The following is a 21697-nucleotide window of genomic DNA, read 5'->3' on the forward strand; positions in this document are numbered from 1 at the left end:
CTGTACTTTGTACTTTGTACTCTGATTTATTTGCTTTGTAATAAGTTTAAAGTAAATATTAATGTAAATGATTATATATAATTTAAAAGTATAATAAATGGAGGAATTTTAAATGAATATTGGAATTATTGGAGCAATGGACGAGGAAGTAGAATTATTAATAAAAGAAGCGAAAATTGAAAAACAAGAGAATAAAGCAGGCATGATATTTAATTTTGGAATACTTAAAAATAAAAATGTAGTAATTGTAAGATGTGGAATAGGTAAAGTTAATGCAGCTATATGTGCTCAAATTTTAGCAGATGATTTTCATGTGGATTACATAATTAATGTTGGTATTGCAGGAGGAATTGGAGATAATGTTTATCCAGGAGATATTGTTATCGGAAATAATCTTGTGGAACATGATGTAGATGCAACTGCTTTTGGAGATAAACATGGACAAATTCCTAATATGGATATTTTTGATTTCAAATGTAATGAGCTTTTAATAGAAAAAGCTAAAGAAGCCTGCAAAGAATTTACAGAACACAACGTGTTTGTTGGTAGAATTGTGTCAGGAGATCAATTTATTGCTGATCCTTCGAAAATAAGATGGTTAAGAGATGAATTTAATGGAATGGCATGTGAAATGGAAGGAGCAAGTATAGCGCATACTGCATACTTGAATAAAATACCTTTTATTGTAATAAGATCTATTTCTGATAATGCAAATAATGGTGCTAGCATGGATTATGAAAAATTTAAACCAATTGCAATAAAAAATTCAACTACAATATTAAGAAATATGATTAATTTATTATAATATTTTTTTTATTTGAAATAATAATCTAAAGAGGATACTTTGATAAACAATTAAAGATAAACTGCTTGAAACTTCAAAATTGATTTGTATCAAAATGCTGTCTTATGGGCATTTTGACGCAAATTGATTTTGGTAGTTAAAATGGTTTATCCATAGTATTGGAGGAAAAGATTATTATGGATGATAATAAATTAGAATATTATAAAAATAAATTAATTAAGGAAAGAAAAAATGTTAAAGATTTAATACTTCAAATGAAGAAAAATGAGGTTATAAATTCTAAAGCAGAAATAGCTTCAGAATTATCACTTTACGATAATCACCCTTCAGATGTTGCGACAGAGATAAATGATATGGAGAAGGGAATGGCATTTAAGCAAAATGAAGTTCATATTTTGAAAAAAATTGATAATGCACTTTTAAGAATACAAGAGCATAAATATGGAATTTGCAAGCAATGTGGTAAACCAATAAATGAAGAAAGACTAGAATTCATACCATATGCAGAAAATTGTGTTGAATGTCAGGAAAGATTAAGCAGTATAAAACCTAGAGATATTAATGATAGACCAGTTGAAGAAGAGGTCCTTAAATATCCTTTTGGTGTAGGATACAAAGGCAACAGTAATAATATTGAATTTGATTTGGAAGATAGTTATGATGCTGTTGATAGTTATAATAGGCTTGAAGATGAAGCAGGATATTATTATGATGATACAGAATATGTAGATAAAATGGATAGTATAAGCAATGAACAGTATAAAAATCAACTTCCAGATTGATTAATGGAGGAATTTAATGGAGTTAGTTATCATAGTAGTAGGCTTTCTGATTGATAGGCTTACTAAAATATGGGCTTTAAATGCATTTAAGAATACTCAAGAAATAGTTTTGATAAAAGGTTTTTTTAGTTTTATGTATAGGGAAAACGAAGGAGCAGCTTGGAGCATATTTAGCGGTAAAACTGTATTTTTAATTATTTTTACTTTCATAATATTATGTGGAATTATATATTATCGTTTGAAATACAGACCTAAAAGTAAGATAATGAGAACTGCTTTGAGTCTTATAATAGCTGGAGCCGTTGGAAATCTATTTGATAGGGTTTTGTATAAGCACGTAGTTGATTTTATATATTTCCACTATAAAGATGTATATTCTTATCCAGTTTTTAATTTTGCAGATATGTGTGTAGTTGTAGGAACAGTTCTCCTTATGATATGCATATTAAGGAATGATAGTAAAAAATGAGTTGCATGAAATTTTTAGTAGAAGAAGATGAAGTAAACTTAAGGCTAGATGTTTTTATTGCGGGAAAGATGGAAGATAAATCCAGGGCATATATTCAAAACCTTATAAAAGAAGGCAATGTTGTAATTTTTGGTAAAGTAAAAAAAAGTAACTATAAATTAAAGTTAAATGATGTTGTCGAATTTTCTATTCCAGATAACGAGAAGTTAGATGTTGAGCCTGAAAATATACCTTTAGATGTCTTATATGAAGATAAAGATGTTATTGTGGTTAATAAACCTCAGGGAATGGTTGTTCATCCTGCCCCAGGAAATTATACAGGAACCTTAGTAAATGCACTTTTATATCACTGCACAGATTTATCTGGAATTAATGGTGTTTTAAGACCTGGGATTGTTCATAGAATAGATAAAGATACATCTGGGATTTTAGTAGTAGCTAAAAATGATGCTGCTCATAATAGTTTGGCTGCACAGCTTAAGGAACATTCTATGAACAGAGTGTACAATGCTTTAGTAGAAGGTGTGATTAAAGAAGACAGTGGCACGGTAGATAAGCCAATTGGAAGGCATCCAGTAGATAGAATTAAAATGGCTGTTGTAAAAGATGGAAGGCATGCCGTTACTCATTATAATGTTTTAGAGAGGTATGCCAATAATACACTTATTGAATGCAAACTTGAAACAGGAAGGACGCATCAAATAAGAGTTCATATGGCATATATTGGACATCCAATTGTAGGAGATCCTGTTTATGGTTATAAGAAACAGAAATTTAATTTACAGGGGCAAATGCTTCACGCTAGGAAACTTGGCTTTATTCATCCATCCACAGGTAATTATATAGAATTTAGTAGTGAACTTCCTGATTATTTCAAAAAAATATTAAAGCTTTTATAAAGTTTTAATTTTATTTTAAATTTTTATAAATAGTAATTGAAATAATTGTGAACATGTGTTAATATAAGTAAAGTTATTATTTAATATTTATCCTTTAAATGATCCTGTGAGGTCGTAAGGTAATTAATAAGTTGTATTATAATGCCGACCTTTGTGTCGGCTTTTTTTATTATATTGTTTATTTAAAGATAAACCACTTGGAACATTGAAATTTTAAATGCAAAGTTTATCCTGACAAATTACAATTTGTCGAGCAGAGTACAGAGTACAGTGAAGGATGATTTTTCTCCGCTATCGCTACAAAAAATCTTAAACTTAATGCGCGCAAAGCGCTTAAAATATAGTGTTTAGCGCAGCTGAACCAATTAAGTTCTAAGATTTACATGAGGGAAACGAAAGGTAAATCCACCTTCACTGTACTCTGTACTTTGTACTCTGTACTCTGGGTGAAACTCCAGTTTGTATGGATAAATTTGGTGTTAGTAATTTAAATGTTTCAGCTTGCTTATCTATATTAGGAGGTGATATCATGGTTTTAAAGGCAGTGCTTTTAGATGAAAAGGCAATGAAAAGAACCCTTACTAGAATTTCTCATGAAATTATAGAAAAAAATAAGGGCGTAGAAAATATAATACTGGTTGGAATTAAAAGAAGAGGAGTTCCTCTTGCAAATAGAATTGCTGATATGATTGAAAGCATAGAAGGAAAAAGAGTACCTGTAGGAAGTGTTGATATAACTTTATACAGGGACGACTTGACTACGATAAATACTCAACCAATAGTTAAAAGTGAGAGTATAGAGATTTCAGTTAAAGAGAAAATAGTAATATTAGTTGATGATGTATTGTATACAGGAAGAACTTCAAGGGCAGCTATCGAAGCAATTATTCATGCTGGGAGACCTGAAGCAGTTCAGCTTGCTGTATTAATAGATAGAGGCCACAGAGAACTTCCAATAAGAGCAGATTATGTTGGAAAAAATGTTCCTACATCAAAAAGTGAAATGGTTTCTGTTAAGGTTGCTGAATTGGATGAAAATGACTCGGTTAGCATTTTTGAATTATAGCATCATTTTATAGTCCATATGGGCTTAAAGGAGGAAAATTTATGAAAAAGTATATCGACGTAGAAGAAAAAATGCCTATACTTAAAACTATACCACTTAGTTTTCAGCATTTATTTGCAATGGTAGGGTCAACTATTTTAGTTCCAATACTTACAGGTATGAATCCAGCGATAGGTTTGTTTTGCAGTGGAGTGGGAACTCTTTTGTACATTTTATGTACTAAAGCAAAACTTCCAGCATATATTGGTTCATCTTTTGCTTTTATAATACCCATGACAGTAGCTTCAAAAAATTATGGGCCAAGTTCAATGCTTTCGGGAGTTATTGCTGCGGGCATTGTTTATATAATAGTAGCTACAATAATAAAATTTGTAGGTAGTGATTGGTTAAGTAAGATATTGTCACCTGTAGTAGTTGGGTCAGTAGTAATCGTAATAGGTCTTAGTCTCGCAGGTAGTGCAATAAGCTGGGCAGGATTAAGTTCAACTTCATCAATAACACCAGGCGTGCCTAAGTGGGCATGGATAACAGTAGCCATAGTAACACTTGCTATTGGTATAATAGGTTCAATGTATTTTAAAGGATTTTTAGGTGTAATTCCAATATTAATAGCTATGATTTGTGGGTATATATTAGCAATAGTACTTGGAGTAGTCTCAGATAAAACTATACATAGTATATTATCTGCACAATTATTTCAGTTGCCACCTTTTATGGCGCCTAAATTCAATATTAATGCTATGATAATTATGGCTCCTGTTTCTTTTGTAACAATAGCAGAGCATATAGGTCACATTTATGTCACAAATAATGTAGTTGGTAGAGATTTTACTGAAGATCCAGGTTTACATAGATCAATATTAGGTGATGGATTAGCTACCATGTTTGCGGGCTTCGTTGGAGGACCTCCAAATACAACTTATGGTGAAAACATAGGCGTAATGGCAATTACAAGGGTTTACAGTGTGTGGGTAATTGGAGTTGCGGCTGTAATAGCAATAATACTTTCATTTATAGGACCAGTTGCTGTAGCAATAGCAAACATGCCTTATCCTGTTATAGGTGGTGTAAGTATATTACTATTTGGAATAATAGCATCTTCTGGTTATAGAATTTTTGTTGATGATAAAGTGGATTTTTCTCAAAAGAGAAATCTTTTAATAACTTCTGCAATAATAGTTTTAGGAGTCGGTGGAGCTTCAATTAAATTCCCATTCAATGGTTCAACTATTGAAATATCTGGAGTTGCTCTTGCAACAATAGTTGGTATTATCCTCAATGTATGTCTTCCTAAGAAAAGTTTTTCTGAAAGAGAAGTAGAATAGTTTTAAAATTCCTAGGTGTGTAATCTAGGAATTTTATTTTTTTACAAAAGAAGTCTTAATAGAATTTCTTAGTATATTTGATACTTGTTTATGCTGATAAAATAAAAAATAACATTTACTTTACAAAAAAATACTTTACTATATCTAAAAACAATGTATAATAATGGATATAGTATATTTTAGGAGGGAATGTTATGAAATTGAAAAAAATCATTATTTTATCTTGCACAGCACTAATATTTGCTAGCATAAATACTACGAATATTAATGCGAAAACAATTAAAAATCCTATAAGCACGGAACAGCAAAAAGTGCTTAGTAGTAATCAATGGAAGGTAGATCAAGCATATAATTTATTTATAAGCAAAACAAAGGATAGGAAAACTCTATATAAAACTGACAAAAAAACTGGTGCTTCTAATAGTGCAAATTTGTTAAGTGAAAACAGTGATGACACATATCCTACCAGAAGTGGAGTAATATTAGTCACAAGTGATAGCAATTTATTAGGGTTTCATTATGGACATGCAGGTATAGTATTGACTCCTTCTACAACAGTTGAATCAATGCAGAATGGCGTTGCTAGATTTCCTAATACTTGGAATTCAAGATACAATGCAGTTAAAGGGATTACAGTAAAAGATACTACAATAACTCAAGATGCTGAAGCTTCTCAATGGTGTGATGAGCAGGTTGGTAAACCGTATAATTGGAATTTCTTTAATACAAGTACAAGAAGTCGTTTTTATTGCTCACAGCTTGTTTGGGCAGCTTTTCATGACTTATATGGTATAAATATAGACGCTGACTCAAGTATACCAGGTGTAATAATACCAGTAGATCTTCCTAATCAATCTGATGTTACAACAATATATGTGAAATGAAAAATGCCATAAAAAAAATCTTTTATGTGATTTTATCAATGCTATTTATTACAGCATGTAGTAGTTCAAATAATAAAGTAATAAATAAAATAGATTTTTATAAGGGTGATATAGGAGTAATAGAGTCATCTACATTTAACAATACTAGCTATTTAAATATATACGATTTAAAAGGAAAGATAGTATCCGAGAACAAGGTAAATTGTGTAGATATTAATTCTGGATTTTTATCACCAATAGTTTATAAAGATAAGGTTTATACAAATTCTATAGGTGGATATTCAAATAGAAGCAAAAAAGCTGTTGAGTTTGACTTAAAAAATAATGTATACGATACTTATAACATTGCTGAGGGGATTTTTACAATAGCTGCTAAGGATAAATATATTTTTACTTCAAATAGTCCACTTCAAGGATCAATTATTACAAAATATAATATTGAAACAAAAAAGAAGGAAAAAGAATTAAGCGTATCAGGATTGGTACAACATTTAGCTTTTAACGGAAATATGTTGTATGCATTTAGTGATTCTGATGACAAAAGTGGGTCAATAATTATAAATATAATAAATCCAGATAACTTACAAGTAAAGAAAACTATAAAATTTCAAAGTGATCAATCTGTCTTTGACAGCGTCAATGTTGGAAAGGATATATTTTTTACTCATATGATGGCTCAGGATGGAAAAACACCTTCTAGGATACTATCAAAATTTAATATTGATACTTGCAGAATTACTAATATAAGCTTAAATGAATATTACCCAGATCACATAAAAGAGTACAAAAATAAGCTTTTTATTACACATTATAATGCAGTCACGAATGTAGGAAATGAACTTACAATACTTGACCTTGCTACAAATAAGCAGCAGCTAGTTAAATTTAATCATAATTTAGCTCAACTAGAAATTAAAAATAATAAGCTTTATATTTGTGATTATAAAAATATATATGTGTATAATTTAAATGACATGAAATTTTTATATAAATTTAAAGTTTACGATAATAAACAAAATTATAGAATTGATGGATTTTTCTTCACAACTTAAAATTATTGCGAACAAAGGTGTAGTGCAAAACAAAATAATAAGTGGGAGCTCTGCATAAAAATGATGTGATTAATAGCATCTTGAAACCTTAAATAAAATTAATAAATCTAAGAGACTAAATCGCAAAATTCTAAGAAATTTCAATAACTCGCAAGAGGCAGCTCAAACAATTGGGCCGTGTAAATAATTATGTGTATTCTCTTTCTTTAGACAAATAATTTCGAAATGATATTTTTGTAAAATTTTGTAAAATAAATTTTTCAAAGTTTATTGTTTATTCAGCATTACATTGTATATTATATCCAATTTTGGTCAATAATATACTTGCTAATAGCAGGATAAGGCAATGCTGAGGAGCAACCTGAGCGGATATTAGTGTTCTTTACAGAAACGGATGGTTTTAAACTATCCGTTTTATCCGTTTCTGGGAGAACTAAAGCGATAAACCTCAGGGGTTTGGGGACAGAGTCCCCAATTTATGCTCCTTTGTTTAAGATTTCACTAAATAATATATTAAGTTGGCTTATAACAAGATCCCAATTTTCATATGCACGAGTCCATTTCTTGCTTACCTTCTGAGTAGCAAGGTACAACATTTTCATAAGACTATCATCATTAGGGAATATGAGTTTTGTTTTAGTTACTTTTCTAAATTGACTATTAAGACTTTCTATTGCATTGGTTGTATATATAATCTTACGTATAAAGTCAGGGAAAGCAAAGAAAGTTATCAAGTTATCCCAATTATCTTCCCAGCTTTTTATTGCATTAGGATATTTACTTTGCCATTTTTCTTTTATAGCCATAAGATTTTCAAGCGCAATATCTTCATTTACTGCTCCATAGACAGATTTTAAATCTGATGCAAAAGCCTTTCTATCCTTATATGGTATATATTTCATACTGGACCTTAGCTGATGTATTATACAACGTTGTATTTTAGCAAAAGGATATACTGCACCAATGGCTTCCTTGAAGCCATTTAAACCATCTACACAGAATATAAGGACGTCTTTAACGCCTCTATTTTTAAGATCATTTAATACTGATAGCCAGAATTTGCTGCTTTCATTTGCACCTACCCATATGCCCAATACTTCTTTCTTTCCATCCATAGTTACACCTAATACAACATAAGCTGCCTTAACTACAATTTGCTTATCTTCTCGTACCTTATAATGAATTGCATCCATAAATACAAAAGAATAAGTTTTTTCAAGAGGTCTGTTCTGCCATTCTGAAACTACTGGAATAATTCTATTTGTTATATTTGATACCATTTCAGCTGATAATTCAATGTCATAAAGATTTTTAACTTGTTCTGTTATATCTCTTGTAGTCATTCCAGCTGCATAAAGTCCCATAATCTTATCCTCAATTCCAGTTATATTTCTCTGATATTTAGGAATGATTTTAGGTTCATATTCACCATTTCTATCACGTGGTACATTTAATTGAACTGTTCCAAGTTCAGATTTTAAAGTTTTCTTTGAGTAGCCGTTTCTACTATTTTGGGTTTGTTTTTCAGCAACATCGTATTTGTCATATCCAAGCTGTGTATCCATTTCAGCCTCTAAGGCTTCTTGAAGTACATCTTTAAACATATCCTTCATGGCAGCTAAAATATCATCTGGACTTTTAAAATTCTGTTCATTAATATAATTTCTTAAAATTTCTTTAGAAATATTCGACATAAAAAAGCACTCCTTCTTGTAAATAATTGTAATTTATTTATCTAAATTATTGCCAAGAAAGAGTGACTTTTATTCAGTTTACACAAAATTTTTTACAGGCTCAACAATTGAAATTTCTAAGACTTTTGCGATTTAGTCCCTAAGATTTATAAAATTTTATTTAAATGTTTCTTCAACGCTATTCCTCACATCATTTTTTTATGCAGAGCTCCCACTTATTATTTAAGATTTCGAGATACTCGTAGACCACATTATTTTTAATGTATCTGTCCCTTGTTATTTGGTTTTGCACTACACTTTGTTCACAATGTTTAAATATTACTCTTCTAATCCTTTTGGGTTAATGTATATAGTCTTATTTGTGTAGTAAATTACCATACCAGGTTTTGCACCTGAAGGTTTTTTCACATTCTTTACTTCCGTGTAGTCTACAGCAACGTTGGAAGATTCTTTTGCTTTACTGTAAAATGCCGCTAAACCCGCAGCCTCTATGAGAGTACTGTCAGGAATGTTTCCATAATTTTTTATTATAACGTGAGAGCCAGGAATATTTTTTGTGTGAAGCCATATATCCCTTTTATCAGCAAATTTTAAGGTTAGATAGTCATTTTGATAATTGTTTTTTCCGATGTAAATATCTATGCCGTCCGTTGATTTTAAATGCATTGGTTTAGAAGGCTTACTTTTTTTATCCTTATTTTTCTTAGAAAATTTTATATATCCAGTTTCAATTAACTCACGTCTGATTTCGTCTATTTCCATATAATTTTCACTGTTTTCTAAATTAGTCAGTACAGATTGTAAATATTCTATCTCGGTATTATTACTTTCAACTTGTATAATTGCATTTTCCTCAGTTTTCTTTAATTTGTTATATCTTTTAAAATACGCTTGAATATTTTCAGATGGAGTTTTATTTTCATCCAATTTAATAGTCGTATTTTCATTATTTTCACTATAGTAATTTAATAAAGCTATTGATTTTTCACCTTTTTTTATAGAATATATATTTGCAGTAAGAAGTTCCCCACATATCCTATAAGTATCTTTAGTTTCACACTCTTTTAATTTCTTTAAGTAAATTTCAGCTTTTTTATGGCATCTTTCAAGATTATTTTTTATTATTTTTTGCAAATCTGAACTTTTGCTATTTAATCTATCAACTTTATCTTTTTCAGAATAAAATTCGTCTAGAAGTTTAGAAGGTGAAGTATATATTTTTTCAGAAAGTTCATTTAAAGAGTTTAATTTAATACAATAAAAATCTTTTACTATTTTATTTGAATAGTAAGATGCAAAATAAAAATCACCATTTTTTATATCTGTAAAAATATTTTTTAGTTTTAAATGTATCTCTGAAATGTCATTGGTGCCTTCTAAACGAAAATACAATTCCTTAGATAGTATAGCGCTAACCCCGGTGAATAATGCTGAAAACATTTTTTCGGAATAATTTATTTTATTTTCTTCAATATATTTTTTTATATTTTCTAAAGAAAAATCAAAGGGATTTAATTTTGTACTTTCAGGTGGATATACAAATTCAAGACCTGGAAGAAGTGTTCTATATCGATTTACATCTAAAGTAAGATGTTTAATACTATCCATTATTATATTGTCTCTTTGTCTTATAAGGGTAATATTACTGTGTCTTCCCATTATTTCTATGCATAACCTATAAATACTATTAAAGCCAAGATCATCTACGCTTTCAAAGTCCATAATTATAATTCTATCTGAATTTATTTGCTCAACCTTTAAAATTTTAGAGTTTAATAGATGCTTTCTAAGTACCATACAAAACATTGGAGCTTTAATTGGGTTAGTTTTAGTTATATTTGTAATATGTATTTTAGGGTATGAGGAACTTGCACTAATTAAAAGTTTTTCATTAGTACTATTTGTAGTCCTTATTGTTAAATTAATCTCATCCTTTTCTGGTTGATTTATTTTTGTTACTTTACCATTTATTATTTTATCTTTTAGTTCGCATAAAATGCTGTAAAGATATATTCCGTCTAAAGCCATTGTATCAATTCCTTTCGTTAAAGTGACCCATTAAAGGTCAGCGAAGTTCTAGAGTGTCTAGTGCCCTCTAAAATCTTATTAAAGTAGAGTAAGTATACTATTATTTTAGTATATCATTTAAGATAAGTAAAACAAAATTAATTATTTTTTATCGTAATGTTTAATTTTTACAATATTGACAATAATAAAAATAGCAAGGAGGTAATTATGTACAATTTAAATAAAGCCACTTTGGTTGACCTTGATGATTATAAAATTGCAAAAGATAATTTTGATGGAATAGATATGAGGATAATGTTAAAATATAAGGTTTTTCCATTCGATTTTAAAGAAAACCAAGTTTCTATAGCAGCATACCAAAGCCTTACCATGGATGCTGTAAGAGATTTAAAATTTATATTAAAAAAAGAGATAGTCATATTTAAGGGAGATAAAACTCAAATTGAAAATTATATAAATATATATAGCAGTATTAAATTGGGTCAAAGAGCAATTCAAGATATAAAAATGGAAAAAGCTTTAGATAAAAGTGATAAAAGTATGGAAAATATTAACGGCAAATATATTCCAACTGTATGTCTTGCGGATTCAATAATATGTTTAGCATTAACTAAAAATGCAAGTGATATACACATAGAGCCATTTAAAAGCATAGTTCATATAAGAATAAGAGTCGATGGAATGTTAACAGAACTTATGGAAATACCTAAAGAAGCATACGAATCTGTCCTGATAAGAATAAAAATAAAAGCAAAAATGAATATTACAATTAAAAAAAATCCACAGGATGGTAGAATTGAATACAACAATAATGGAGTTTGCTATGATTTTAGGGTTTCTACAATGCCAACTATATTCGGAGAAAAAATAGTAATGAGAATACTATATAAAGAAAAATCGCTGCTTACATTTGAAGAAGTAACTTATGATAAAAAAGAAGAAATATCGAAAATAATAGATAAACCTAATGGTATAATTTTAATTTCTGGACCAACAGGAAGTGGTAAAACAACTACCCTTTATTCTATATTATCTAAAATAAATACTCTAGAAAAAAACATAGTCACAATAGAAGATCCAGTAGAAATACTTATGGATAGGGTAAATCAAATAAATGTAAATTCAAAAATAGGACTTACCTTTGCGGTTGGGCTTAAAACCATACTGCGTCAAGATCCTGATATTGTAATGGTTGGGGAAATAAGAGATGAAGAAACAGCACAAATAGCAGTAAGAGCAGCTATAACAGGTCATTTAGTTTTAAGTACAATACATACCAATGATACATTTTCAGCTATTTCTAGGCTTCGAGACATGGGAATTGAAAGATATCTAATTTCAGACGCATTAAGTGGGGTTGTGGCTCAACGCTTAGTTAGAAAAATATGCAAGCACTGTAAGGAGGAATATGAACCTAATTTTCACGAAATGGAAATATTAAATTTAAAGCCGAAAGATAAACTTTTTAGAGGCAGGGGATGCGTTAAATGTAATTATACAGGCTATGCAGGTAGAAAAGCTGTTTTTGAAGTTATGGCATTAGATGAAGAAAGCAGGCACATCATAAATAGCACTGATGATTTAGATGAAATTAAAAAGTATTTTATTAAAAAGGGAACAAAATTGTTAAAGGATAATGCCTATGAGCTTGTGGTAAAAGGAGAAACTACATTTAATGAGGTAGTAAAAATTGTTGATGGATTAGGATAGGTGGTTTTATCGTGAGTATTTTTAAATATAGTGCTCTAAATATAAGTGGAAAAAGGATACAAGGGTATTTAAAAGCTAACAATGAGGAAGAACTTTTTGGATTACTTAGAAGTAGAAATTACTATGTTGTAGATTACAAATTAAAAAGAGTTAAAACCGTTAAAATTAAATTAAAAGAATTGTATATTTTTTCAAGGCAGATGGGATATATGATGAGTGCAGGTTTTAATGTATGTGAAAGCTTAGATATGTTATATTCTAAACTTAATGGCAGTATAAGAAAAAAGATTATTATTATAAAGAATAGTATTGAAAACGGAAAAAATCTTTATGAAAGCATATGTGAATGTGGTGATGACTTTCCTATTTTTTACAGGGAAATGATGAAGGTTTCTGAAGAAACTGGACGCCTAGAAGAAGTATTTAAAGAAGTTGGAGACTATTATGAAAATCTATATATTATAAAGGAAAAGATAAAAAATATACTTATATATCCTTCAGTAATTTTAATAACAACAATATTTTTAATAATATTACTAACTATAGATATCATACCAAAGTTTTCAGATACTTTAAATGGATTAGGGGCAAAATTACCAAGTATTACGCAAAGCATAATGAATACAAGCTTGTTTTTAAAAAATAACTCAATTGTTTTGATATTTATGCTTTTTATTAGCATATTTGTAATAAGAAAAATTTGTAATATAGATAATGTAAAAAAAGCCATAGATAAATTAAAGTTGAAGATGCCTATATTTGGTAAAATTTATAAAAAGATATTGGAAAAGAACTTTATATCCACACTTGCAATATTAATTAAAAGTGGAGTGGGAATAACAAGGGCAATGGAAGTATCGGCAGAAGTCGTTCACAATTCATATGCTAAGGAAGCCATTTTAAGCAGCAGTATAGATATCAAAAATGGTATGGCAATGGCAGAAAGTTTAAAAAAGTTGAATATATTTTCCAAGTTTATTATAGATATGATTTCAATGGCTGAGGAGTGTGGAAGGTTTGATGAAATTCTTAAAAATACAGCTGGAATTTATGAAAATGAAATTAGTGATGCGGTAAAGCGTGGAGTAAGTCTTATAGAACCAGTTATCATAGTATTGCTTGCAATATTTGTTGGAGGAGTGATTATTTCTATTTTGCTTCCAATAATAAATATTATGAATTCAATTAGATAAAGATAAACCACTGCGAAACTTAAAATTTATTTGTACCAAAATGCCGTCTTCTAGGCATTATGGTGCACATGAATTTCAATAGTTGAACTGGTATATCTAGGGTGAAACTACTGCGAAACTCAAACTATTTATGTTCCAAAATACCAATCTTCAAGGGATTATGGTGCATATATAGTTTATAGTTGAGCTAGTTTCACTATATATCACATTTTTAAGGGGTATAAAATGAAAAGAATTAAAGGATTTACGTTAATAGAACTTATAGCAGTCATAGCTATAATAACTATATTGAGTTCAATTTTAGTGCCTAATGTTTTAGGGTATATGAAAAAAACTCATGATGCTAAGGCAGAGGATACAGGTAGTTTAGTATTTTCATCAGCAATGGAAAGCTATATGGAAAGTAATAATGCATTCGAAAAAGATAATGTAGAAGAAACTTTAAGAGAAAATATAAAAATTAAAGATATTGATTTTTATGTTGATGAGCCTAGTGATGATAATGATATTAACATTGATTTAAAGTATAAGAATATTAGCTATGAGGTACAAGTAAATGCCAAAAATGATACGTATATTTTTACGAAAAAGTAAAAAAGCTTATACATTGATTGAACTTATGTGTGTAATTGCAATACTTATGGTTACAGCGTCTATGGGAGTAATTTGCATTAGAAATTATAATAATATAAAAAATCAAGTAGAAGTAAAAGCTTTTAGCAATGGGATTTTAACTTTTATAAGCAATGCAAGGTATTACTGCAAGGGTGAAAAAATAGAAGGAGAAATATTTGTAAATCCCAATTTAAATTCTCTTGTTTTTTACAAAAATCAAGTAAAAGGTGAAATAGTTGATAAATTGGATTCACCTAAAACCTTTAAATTGAAAGCTATTCAACTTCCGCATGGTGGAATAGATATAGGTGAAGATGGAATGATAAATGAAAGGGGATTCTCAATTATATATTATGATAGAAATAATAAATTACATAAAATTACTGTGTCTGTTGGTGATTGGAGTATGAGAATTGAAGAGTAAAAAAGGATTTACCCTAATTGAACTACTTTGTAGTGTAAGTATATTTTCTATACTCATATTATTTTCAATTGCGATTAAGGTAAATGAAATGAAAATAAGTAAAACAAATTATGAAACAATAAAATGTATGTATTTTATGGATTGTTTGAAAAAGGAGATTAGTATAAATGCTACTTCAGAAGATATTAAAAAATTAATTGCTGATGGAAAAGTTTATGTAGCACAAGATAAAATTTATGAGGATGATAAAGTTATAAATTTAGATTCTTTATTTTCAAATAATAAAGCAAATAAAGAGCCGTATTTAATTTTAAGTTCAAATGGAGCTTTCGGAGAAAAGCAGGAAATTAAATTAAGTATGTACCTTGATTTTTATGGAAAGGAAAAAGTTTATACATGCACATTAGAAAAGTAAGATACGTTAAAGGTTTTACTCTAATAGAAACAACAACAGCATTGTTTATCTTTAGTATTTTTATGGTTTTTACAATTTTAATACTATTCAATTTTGTGAATTTTTATTCTAAACAAATTGAAATACAAAATCAAGATTCATATGTTTCTGAAGGAATGCTAATAATGGAAAATCTAATGAATGGAGGCGATGTGGAAATTAAAAATGGAGCAATAGCTATAAATAAAAATTCAGATGAATATAACTTGATACAATTTGATAAATATTCGGAAAAATTAATTGTTGATTACTATAGATACAATATAAAATTGACTTCTAATAATGTAATGTTTAAAATAAAAAATTTTAATATTGTTAGAAATAACAACTTGGTTTATATATTTATAACCTGTAAGGATGGAAGAAGGTATATGAGATGCTTCATTTTAAAAAGTCAAAGCAATCAGGCTTCAGCTTAGTATATAGTCTTGTAATTGGACTTCTGTGTACAATAATCGTTTTAAGTTTAATTAGCATAGAAATTCAAAGAAAGAAATATTTAATTGAAACTCAAAAGTCCTTGCAAATTAATGAAGATACCAAAGGAAGCGATTGCAATAAGTTAAATGAAAATGGAGGAATGATACCATGATAGATAAGATAGTGTATTCCTTAGATAATAATGATATTAGAGAATATCGTTTAAATTTACTCAATAAGGTTAAGGATGAGTTTAATGAAAAAATAAGTGATTTTAATTTAAAAAAAATGAAAAATGTAAATAAATACTTTAGTTTAACTTCCAAAAAGGCATATATAGTTTTAGAAGGTGAAGAAATATATATAAAATATCTTAAAATTCCTAAGGTTAGTGATGAAAAACTGTATGCGCTTATTAATAGTGAGCTTAGCTACTTGTATAGTAACGAAAAAAGAATTCTTTTTAATTATAAAAAATTAAGGGAATTAGATAAATTTGTAGAGGTAATTGTTTTTTACTTAAGGGAAGATAATTTAAATTTTATAAACAAATTAGTTGAAACTCAAAACTTAAAAGCTGTTAGAATAATTCAAATTTGTTTTCTTAAATATTACAGTAAATGTATTAAAGAGCATAATTATTTGATATGTTTTAATTATAATTCTAATTTATATATTTTATTTATAAAGAATAAGAATATATTTGCTAACGGCATTTATTCGAATAAAAATAACAATATATATAATGCTAAGGAATATATAGAAAAGTTTTTAATAAGTAATAATATAAATTCAAAAAATGTAGAGAAAGTTTATGTTGCAGGAAAACTTACTGAAGAATTTAACATAATTGATTTATTAAAGAAAATAAGCAAGGTTGAATTTCTAAATGAAATAGATAGGAATAAAGTATTAAAGTTAATTGTTTAAGGAGAAAATGTAATATGAGTGAAAATAATTTTTTGCCGTATGAAATTAAAAAAAAGAAGTATGCTTTAAAAAATAAAATTGTTAGTTTTGTAATTTGTGCATTATTTGTTTTAAATTTGATATTTTGTATAAAAATATTTATGAATGAGTCTAATTATAAGGACTCAATTAATAGTGAAAATTTAATGGATTATAATAAATTTAGTAATGATAGTTTAAAAACTAAAAAGAAAAACTTTAAAAATATTGATATTTTTAATGATATTACGAAAGAAGCCAAATGCAAAAAATTGAGTGACATGGAAATAAAAAATGGTATGTGCAATTTTAGTTTAAATAATAATGATTTAAAAAATGTGGTTTTAGAAATAGAAAAAAATTTTAAAATAATAAGTATTTCAAAATCTCAAAATAATAATCTGTATAATTTTATAGTTGAAGGAGAAAAAGGTGAAAAGTAAAATATTTATAATCTGTATGCTTAGTATTACTATTTTTTGTGAGTATTTTATAAATAATAGTATAAAAACAAAGTATAATCAAATTAACAATAAAATTTATGTAAATAAAATTAATAATAAACCAAGTGATATAAAATACTCAGAAGTGCTTAGTATAATAGAAAAATATGAAAAGTTAGAAGTTGAAGATATGAGATTTAACAACAATTCTAAGGCAATAGATGTTACTGTAGCATTAAATGATGATTTAAGTAATGCGTCTAATATAATAAATGCTTTAAAGCGAGAAAAAAGCTTAGTAGAAGTTAGAAATATTAGTGTAAAAAAATCAAATTTAGGAATGATAACACAAATAATGCTTACTTTTATGAAAAATTAATGAAAATAAATTTGCAAATATATATAAGTTTTGATAAAATATCATTGTTCGTAATTAGTAAACGTGATATAATTTATTGGTAATGGCTAAAAATATTTGTAAATATGCCATTTAACTTAGTGAAATCCTAAAATAAGGACTTTGACAGCTGAATTAGCTATTTGCAAAGTAAATATATAATTAATTCAGAGGGGAGACGTTAAAGTGTATAAAAGTAGAATAGAAAAATTAAGAAAAGCTATGGGTGCTAGAAATTTAGATGGAGTTTTACTTGTAGGTGATCCTAATAGAAACTATATGAGCGGTTTTACTGGGGACGAAAGTTTCTCAATAATTACTTTGGATAAGGCTATTTTTATAACAGATTCAAGATTTACTGAACAAGCAAGACAACAGGTAAAGGATTATGAAGTTAGACAATATAATGTGGCTTTTTCAAAATTTTTGGGAGAAATAACAGAAGAACTTGGAATTAAAAGACTAGGTTTTGAAGAGGATATTCTTTCATTTTCAACCTACAATACATATAAGGAAAATTTAAAGGCTGAATTTGTTCCATTAAAAGGAGCAGTGGAAGAACTTAGAATAGTTAAGGATGAAGATGAAGTTAAAAGAATAAAAAAAGCAGCAGATATTGCTGATAAAGCTTTTGAGCATATGCTTAATTTTATAAAACTAGGAATGACTGAAAGAGAAGTTGGGTTGGAGTTAGAATTTACTATGAAGAAAATGGGAGCAAGTGATTTATCTTTTCCATCTATTGTTGCAAGTGGAGAAAGATCTTGTTTACCTCATGGCCAAGCAACAAATAAAGTACTAAATAGTGGTGATTTTCTTACATTAGATTTTGGATGTATATATGATGATTATTGCTCAGATATGACAAGAACAATAGTAATAGGTAAGCCAAATGATAAAATGAAGGAAATTTATAATATAGTACTTGAAGCTAATGAAGCAGTTATTCCTGCTATAAAAAGTGGAGTTTTATGTAAAGATGTAGATAAGATTGCAAGAGATATAATTGCATCTTATGGATATGGTGAAAACTTTGGTCATGGTCTTGGCCATGGTGTTGGAAGACAGATTCATGAAGAACCATCCTTTAGTCCTAGAGGAACTAAGACTTTGAAAGCTGGAATGATTGTTACTGATGAACCTGGAATATATATACCTGGTTTTGGTGGAGTCAGAATAGAGGATTTAATCTTAGTTAAAGAAGATGGCTGTGAAGTTATATCAAAGTCACCTAAAAATTTAATATGTTTATAAAATTTTGTATGATTTTCACACAAAAATGCAATAATATATAATGAATTAATATTTTGGAGGGATACCTAATGATATCAGCAGGTGAAATAAGAAAGGGAACTACTTTTGAGTATGATGGACAAGTGTTTACAGTAATAGAATTTTTACATGTAAAACCAGGAAAAGGAGCCGCTTTCGTAAGAACAAAGTTAAGAAACGTTATTTCTGGAGGAGTTACAGAAACAACATTTAATCCAACAGCAAAATTGCAGGATGTTACAATTGAAAGAAAGGAAATGCAATACTTGTATTCAGATGGTGAATTATACTACTTCATGGATCAAGAAACATATGAGCAAATTCCTTTAAGCTTTGCACAAGTTGAATCTGCAATTAAATATTTAAAAGAAAATATGTTTGCATCAATAAAATTCTATAAGGGCGAAGCGTTTTCAGTTGAAGCTCCAAACTTTGTAGAACTTCAAATAACTTCATGTGAACCTGGAGCAAAGGGAAATACTGCAACAAATACTTTAAAACCAGCAACTCTTGAAACAGGAGCAGTAGTTGGAGTTCCTTTATTTGTAAATGAAGGAGAAACAATAAAAGTTGATACTAGAACTGGAGAGTACATGGAAAGAGTTTAATCTCATAAAGATGAACTTACCAGAGTATTAAAATGGTTTATAAAACTGTAAAAGTTTTGAATGCATAAGAATTATTAAATTAATTCTTATGCATTTTTTATTTTTTGTAATAATTTATATAGTTTATAAATACAAATTAAGTATGAAAGGAGGAAGAGATATTGGTAAACTTAGAAAATATATTTTTTATACTTCCTGAAAATATAAGGAATGAAATTAAAAGTATAAAAAACTATGATGTTCTTCAGGAAATAAGGATAAAAGTAAACAAGCCTCTTATTATTCAAATTGGAGAAAAGGAGTACATAAGTAGGTTTAAAGCAACAGAAGAAGATATGAAAAGAATGTTAAACAAAATGAGTGGATATTCCATTTATGCAGTTGAAGATGAACTAAAGCAAGGATATATAACTATAAAAGGTGGACATAGAATTGGGGTTTGTGGAGAATGCATTATGGAAGGATCAAAGGTTAAGACAATTAAATATATTTCATCCATTAATATAAGAGTGTGCAAGGAGATTATTGGATGTTCTAATAACATTATGAAGGAAATAGTTGAAAATAATAGGGTTTTAAATACTATAATAATTTCTCCGCCTAGATGTGGTAAAACTACTATTTTGAGAGATATAACGAGAAATTTATCTGATGGTATGATGAATTTTCGCTTTGAAGGTAAAAAGGTTAGTGTAATTGATGAGAGAAGTGAAATAGGAGCATGTGCAAATGGAATTCCACAAATGAATATTGGTATTAGAACGGATATAATGGATAACTGTCCTAAAAGTATAGGGATTATGATGGCTATAAGAAGTATGGCACCTGAAGTGATTGTATGTGATGAAATTGGTACTTATGATGATATGAAAAGTATTTTAGCGGCAGTAAACTGTGGGGTAAATATTATAACTACAATTCACGGTTATGGAATTGAAGACTTATATGATAGGGATGTTTTTAAAGATATAACACAAAATAAAGTTTTTACAAAAGCAATAGTGCTAAGTTGCAGAAGAAATGTTGGCACCATTGAATATATTTATAACTTTAAAAATTCCATGAAAGAGAGGAATTTTGCCTAATGATAAAAATTTTGGGTGGTATCGTTGTTTTGTTTGCATCTACAATTTGTGGATTCCTATATGCTGAAAAATTTCAAAATCGAGTAAAGGAATTGAATGAAATAGAAAGATGCTTATATCAACTCCGAAACGAAATACTGTATACTCATACTCCATTAATACAGGCGCTTAGTAATGTAGCTAATAAAGCATTAGAACCGTATAGTTCATTTTTTAAAGTAATAGTTAGTAATTTAAGTGATAGAAACTGTAATGATGTATATGAAGCTTTTAAATTAGCAGTTGAATTATATGAAGATGAAATTAGTATTACAAAAGAAGATGAAACAATTTTACTTGATTTGTCAAAAAGTCTTGGAGAAACCGATATTGAAGGACAACTTATGGTTTTTGAATTAAGTATTGAAAACATAAAAAAGAGAATTAAAGAGGCAGAAATTATTATGAAAAAAAATGTGAAAATGTATAGATGTTTAGGTTTTTGTTTAGGGGCTATGGTTGTAATTATGCTTGTATAGGGGGTGTGTCGCATTGCTTGATGTAAGTTTGATTTTTAAAATTGCAGCTGTAGGAATTCTTATGATAATAATAGATAAAATATTAAAATCTAATGGAAAAGAAGATTTTGCGGTGATAGCAAACCTAGCTGGGATAATAATTATTTTAATGATGATTATAAATCTTATAAGTAAATTATTTAGTACCGTAAAAACTATGTTTCAGTTATAGGTGATTTAATATGGAGATTATAAAAATAGTTGCTTTTGCATTTATTGCATTGTCTATTACTTTAGTTTTTAAGAATGAGAAAAAAGAAATAGCCGTTCTAATAAGCTTAGTTGTTGGAATTGCAATTTTTTTATTCATGATTTCAAAGATAACGGCGGTAATGGAACTTTTGCAAAAGCTGGCATTAAAAGCTAATGTAGATTTTGTCTATATGACAACAGTGTTTAAAATTTTGGGAATTGCCTATCTTGCTTCGTTTTGCAGTGAGATATGCAGAGATTCAGGAGAAAATAATATAGCTTCAAAGGTTGAATTTGCTGGCAAGATTCTTATTTTGGTGTTAGCAATACCAATTCTTATGGGTGTACTTGATTCTATTTTGAAGCTTATGTAGG

Annotated in this window: 26 protein-coding genes and 1 pseudogene; 25 read left to right on the top strand and 2 right to left on the bottom strand. The window is 28.3% G+C overall.

The window, feature by feature from the left end:
- The first annotated feature begins 112 nt into the window (after positions 1 to 112).
- The 8 genes from CUEA01_RS06025 to CUEA01_RS06060 all read left to right on the top strand — a co-directional run bounded on the left by CUEA01_RS06025 (position 113) and on the right by CUEA01_RS06060 (position 7282).
- On the top strand, positions 113 to 805 hold the full coding sequence (locus CUEA01_RS06025) for a 5'-methylthioadenosine/adenosylhomocysteine nucleosidase (RefSeq protein ID WP_234120005.1): 693 nt from the start codon (positions 113 to 115) through the stop codon (positions 803 to 805).
- A gap of 176 nt (positions 806 to 981) precedes the next feature.
- Positions 982 to 1587 carry a TraR/DksA C4-type zinc finger protein gene (locus CUEA01_RS06030; protein WP_234120013.1) on the top strand — a complete coding sequence of 202 codons (606 nt, stop codon included), beginning with the start codon at positions 982 to 984 and terminating at the stop codon, positions 1585 to 1587.
- 16 nt (positions 1588 to 1603) lie between these two features.
- The gene (gene lspA, locus CUEA01_RS06035; RefSeq protein ID WP_234120015.1) at positions 1604 to 2056 is read left to right on the top strand and encodes a signal peptidase II; all 453 of its coding nucleotides are present in this window, start codon (positions 1604 to 1606) and stop codon (positions 2054 to 2056) included.
- The gene (locus CUEA01_RS06040) at positions 2053 to 2955 is read left to right on the top strand and encodes an RluA family pseudouridine synthase (RefSeq protein ID WP_234120024.1); all 903 of its coding nucleotides are present in this window, start codon (positions 2053 to 2055) and stop codon (positions 2953 to 2955) included. Before lspA ends, CUEA01_RS06040 begins: the two co-directional genes overlap by 4 nt.
- A 529-nt stretch (positions 2956 to 3484) precedes the next feature.
- Positions 3485 to 4021 (top strand): bifunctional pyr operon transcriptional regulator/uracil phosphoribosyltransferase PyrR, encoded by a 537-nt coding sequence (pyrR, locus tag CUEA01_RS06045; protein ID WP_234122133.1) that lies wholly within the window; start codon positions 3485 to 3487, stop codon positions 4019 to 4021.
- Between the two features lie 41 nt (positions 4022 to 4062).
- Entirely contained in the window at positions 4063 to 5346 is a 1284-nt protein-coding gene (gene uraA / locus CUEA01_RS06050) for a uracil permease (RefSeq protein ID WP_234120026.1), read from the top strand.
- Positions 5347 to 5540: 194 nt separating this feature from the next.
- The gene (locus CUEA01_RS06055; protein WP_234120028.1) at positions 5541 to 6230 is read left to right on the top strand and encodes a YiiX/YebB-like N1pC/P60 family cysteine hydrolase; all 690 of its coding nucleotides are present in this window, start codon (positions 5541 to 5543) and stop codon (positions 6228 to 6230) included.
- 26 nt (positions 6231 to 6256) lie between these two features.
- Positions 6257 to 7282 carry a hypothetical protein gene (locus CUEA01_RS06060; RefSeq protein ID WP_234120030.1) on the top strand — a complete coding sequence of 342 codons (1026 nt, stop codon included), beginning with the start codon at positions 6257 to 6259 and terminating at the stop codon, positions 7280 to 7282.
- A 476-nt stretch (positions 7283 to 7758) separates the two neighbouring features.
- Here the strand turns inward: CUEA01_RS06060 and CUEA01_RS06065 are convergent, their stop codons facing one another.
- Positions 7759 to 8976: an IS256 family transposase gene (locus tag CUEA01_RS06065; protein WP_234120032.1), complete on the bottom strand. Its 1218-nt coding sequence runs from the start codon at positions 8974 to 8976 to the stop codon at positions 7759 to 7761.
- 318 nt (positions 8977 to 9294) lie between these two features.
- The gene (locus CUEA01_RS06070) at positions 9295 to 11004 is read right to left on the bottom strand and encodes an Rqc2 family fibronectin-binding protein (protein ID WP_234120036.1); all 1710 of its coding nucleotides are present in this window, start codon (positions 11002 to 11004) and stop codon (positions 9295 to 9297) included.
- Between the two features lie 207 nt (positions 11005 to 11211).
- Between CUEA01_RS06070 and CUEA01_RS06075 the strand changes: the two genes are divergently transcribed.
- The 17 genes and pseudogenes from CUEA01_RS06075 to spoIIIAD all read left to right on the top strand — a co-directional run bounded on the left by CUEA01_RS06075 (position 11212) and on the right by spoIIIAD (position 21696).
- Positions 11212 to 12714 carry a GspE/PulE family protein gene (locus CUEA01_RS06075; RefSeq protein WP_234120038.1) on the top strand — a complete coding sequence of 501 codons (1503 nt, stop codon included), beginning with the start codon at positions 11212 to 11214 and terminating at the stop codon, positions 12712 to 12714.
- 11 nt (positions 12715 to 12725) lie between these two features.
- Entirely contained in the window at positions 12726 to 13907 is a 1182-nt protein-coding gene (locus tag CUEA01_RS06080; protein WP_234120040.1) for a type II secretion system F family protein, read from the top strand.
- Positions 13908 to 14132: 225 nt separating this feature from the next.
- Positions 14133 to 14501, top strand: a complete 369-nt coding sequence (locus CUEA01_RS06085) for a type IV pilin protein (RefSeq protein ID WP_234120041.1) — start codon at positions 14133 to 14135, stop codon at positions 14499 to 14501.
- Positions 14464 to 14946, top strand: coding sequence for a pilus assembly FimT family protein (locus CUEA01_RS06090; protein ID WP_234120042.1), 483 nt, complete (start codon positions 14464 to 14466; stop codon positions 14944 to 14946). Before CUEA01_RS06085 ends, CUEA01_RS06090 begins: the two co-directional genes overlap by 38 nt.
- The gene (locus CUEA01_RS06095; protein ID WP_234120044.1) at positions 14936 to 15361 is read left to right on the top strand and encodes a type II secretion system protein; all 426 of its coding nucleotides are present in this window, start codon (positions 14936 to 14938) and stop codon (positions 15359 to 15361) included. The genes CUEA01_RS06090 and CUEA01_RS06095 overlap by 11 nt, the downstream gene beginning before the upstream one ends.
- A pseudogene (locus tag CUEA01_RS25265) lies at positions 15343 to 15429 on the top strand (prepilin-type N-terminal cleavage/methylation domain-containing protein); the annotation flags it as partial. The gene CUEA01_RS06095 and the pseudogene CUEA01_RS25265, both read left to right, overlap by 19 nt.
- A gap of 27 nt (positions 15430 to 15456) precedes the next feature.
- Positions 15457 to 15819: a competence type IV pilus minor pilin ComGF gene (locus CUEA01_RS06100; RefSeq protein WP_234120045.1), complete on the top strand. Its 363-nt coding sequence runs from the start codon at positions 15457 to 15459 to the stop codon at positions 15817 to 15819.
- On the top strand, positions 15777 to 15992 hold the full coding sequence (locus tag CUEA01_RS06105; protein ID WP_234120047.1) for a hypothetical protein: 216 nt from the start codon (positions 15777 to 15779) through the stop codon (positions 15990 to 15992). The genes CUEA01_RS06100 and CUEA01_RS06105 overlap by 43 nt, the downstream gene beginning before the upstream one ends.
- Positions 15989 to 16750 (top strand): hypothetical protein, encoded by a 762-nt coding sequence (locus CUEA01_RS06110; protein ID WP_234120050.1) that lies wholly within the window; start codon positions 15989 to 15991, stop codon positions 16748 to 16750. The genes CUEA01_RS06105 and CUEA01_RS06110 overlap by 4 nt, the downstream gene beginning before the upstream one ends.
- A 14-nt stretch (positions 16751 to 16764) precedes the next feature.
- Entirely contained in the window at positions 16765 to 17211 is a 447-nt protein-coding gene (locus CUEA01_RS06115) for a hypothetical protein (RefSeq protein ID WP_234120051.1), read from the top strand.
- A complete protein-coding gene (locus CUEA01_RS06120; protein ID WP_234120053.1) occupies positions 17201 to 17590 on the top strand; it encodes a hypothetical protein in 390 nt (129 codons plus the stop codon). Before CUEA01_RS06115 ends, CUEA01_RS06120 begins: the two co-directional genes overlap by 11 nt.
- 204 nt (positions 17591 to 17794) lie before the next feature.
- A complete protein-coding gene (locus tag CUEA01_RS06125; protein ID WP_329603968.1) occupies positions 17795 to 18862 on the top strand; it encodes a M24 family metallopeptidase in 1068 nt (355 codons plus the stop codon).
- A gap of 68 nt (positions 18863 to 18930) precedes the next feature.
- Complete coding sequence (gene efp / locus CUEA01_RS06130) at positions 18931 to 19488, top strand: elongation factor P (RefSeq protein WP_234120055.1); 558 nt, start codon at positions 18931 to 18933, stop codon at positions 19486 to 19488.
- Between the two features lie 161 nt (positions 19489 to 19649).
- Positions 19650 to 20573: a stage III sporulation protein AA gene (gene spoIIIAA / locus CUEA01_RS06135; RefSeq protein ID WP_234120057.1), complete on the top strand. Its 924-nt coding sequence runs from the start codon at positions 19650 to 19652 to the stop codon at positions 20571 to 20573.
- Positions 20573 to 21091, top strand: a complete 519-nt coding sequence (spoIIIAB, locus tag CUEA01_RS06140; RefSeq protein WP_234120059.1) for a stage III sporulation protein SpoIIIAB — start codon at positions 20573 to 20575, stop codon at positions 21089 to 21091. The genes spoIIIAA and spoIIIAB overlap by 1 nt, the downstream gene beginning before the upstream one ends.
- 13 nt (positions 21092 to 21104) lie before the next feature.
- Entirely contained in the window at positions 21105 to 21302 is a 198-nt protein-coding gene (spoIIIAC, locus tag CUEA01_RS06145) for a stage III sporulation protein AC (RefSeq protein WP_234120061.1), read from the top strand.
- Between the two features lie 10 nt (positions 21303 to 21312).
- On the top strand, positions 21313 to 21696 hold the full coding sequence (gene spoIIIAD / locus CUEA01_RS06150; protein WP_234120063.1) for a stage III sporulation protein AD: 384 nt from the start codon (positions 21313 to 21315) through the stop codon (positions 21694 to 21696).
- The last annotated feature ends 1 nt before the right edge of the window (position 21697 follow it).

The sequence above is a fragment of the Clostridium hydrogenum genome (genome assembly GCF_021432385.1).
GTDB classification, from domain to species: domain Bacteria; phylum Bacillota; class Clostridia; order Clostridiales; family Clostridiaceae; genus Clostridium_S; species Clostridium_S hydrogenum.

Excerpts from the sequence above, each read along its gene's own strand:
- CUEA01_RS06025 (WP_234120005.1), top strand. The coding sequence starts at position 113 with ATGAATATTGGAATTATTGGAGCAATGGACGAGGAAGTAGAATTATTA.
- CUEA01_RS06030 (WP_234120013.1), top strand. The coding sequence starts at position 982 with ATGGATGATAATAAATTAGAATATTATAAAAATAAATTAATTAAGGAA.
- lspA (WP_234120015.1), top strand. The coding sequence starts at position 1,604 with ATGGAGTTAGTTATCATAGTAGTAGGCTTTCTGATTGATAGGCTTACT.
- CUEA01_RS06040 (WP_234120024.1), top strand. The coding sequence starts at position 2,053 with ATGAGTTGCATGAAATTTTTAGTAGAAGAAGATGAAGTAAACTTAAGG.
- pyrR (WP_234122133.1), top strand. The coding sequence starts at position 3,485 with ATGGTTTTAAAGGCAGTGCTTTTAGATGAAAAGGCAATGAAAAGAACC.
- uraA (WP_234120026.1), top strand. The coding sequence starts at position 4,063 with ATGAAAAAGTATATCGACGTAGAAGAAAAAATGCCTATACTTAAAACT.
- CUEA01_RS06055 (WP_234120028.1), top strand. The coding sequence starts at position 5,541 with ATGAAATTGAAAAAAATCATTATTTTATCTTGCACAGCACTAATATTT.
- CUEA01_RS06065 (WP_234120032.1), bottom strand. The coding sequence starts at position 8,976 with ATGTCGAATATTTCTAAAGAAATTTTAAGAAATTATATTAATGAACAG.
- CUEA01_RS06070 (WP_234120036.1), bottom strand. The coding sequence starts at position 11,004 with ATGGCTTTAGACGGAATATATCTTTACAGCATTTTATGCGAACTAAAA.
- CUEA01_RS06075 (WP_234120038.1), top strand. The coding sequence starts at position 11,212 with ATGTACAATTTAAATAAAGCCACTTTGGTTGACCTTGATGATTATAAA.
- CUEA01_RS06085 (WP_234120041.1), top strand. The coding sequence starts at position 14,133 with ATGAAAAGAATTAAAGGATTTACGTTAATAGAACTTATAGCAGTCATA.
- CUEA01_RS06090 (WP_234120042.1), top strand. The coding sequence starts at position 14,464 with ATGCCAAAAATGATACGTATATTTTTACGAAAAAGTAAAAAAGCTTAT.
- CUEA01_RS06105 (WP_234120047.1), top strand. The coding sequence starts at position 15,777 with ATGCTTCATTTTAAAAAGTCAAAGCAATCAGGCTTCAGCTTAGTATAT.
- CUEA01_RS06110 (WP_234120050.1), top strand. The coding sequence starts at position 15,989 with ATGATAGATAAGATAGTGTATTCCTTAGATAATAATGATATTAGAGAA.
- CUEA01_RS06115 (WP_234120051.1), top strand. The coding sequence starts at position 16,765 with ATGAGTGAAAATAATTTTTTGCCGTATGAAATTAAAAAAAAGAAGTAT.
- efp (WP_234120055.1), top strand. The coding sequence starts at position 18,931 with ATGATATCAGCAGGTGAAATAAGAAAGGGAACTACTTTTGAGTATGAT.
- spoIIIAB (WP_234120059.1), top strand. The coding sequence starts at position 20,573 with ATGATAAAAATTTTGGGTGGTATCGTTGTTTTGTTTGCATCTACAATT.
- spoIIIAD (WP_234120063.1), top strand. The coding sequence starts at position 21,313 with ATGGAGATTATAAAAATAGTTGCTTTTGCATTTATTGCATTGTCTATT.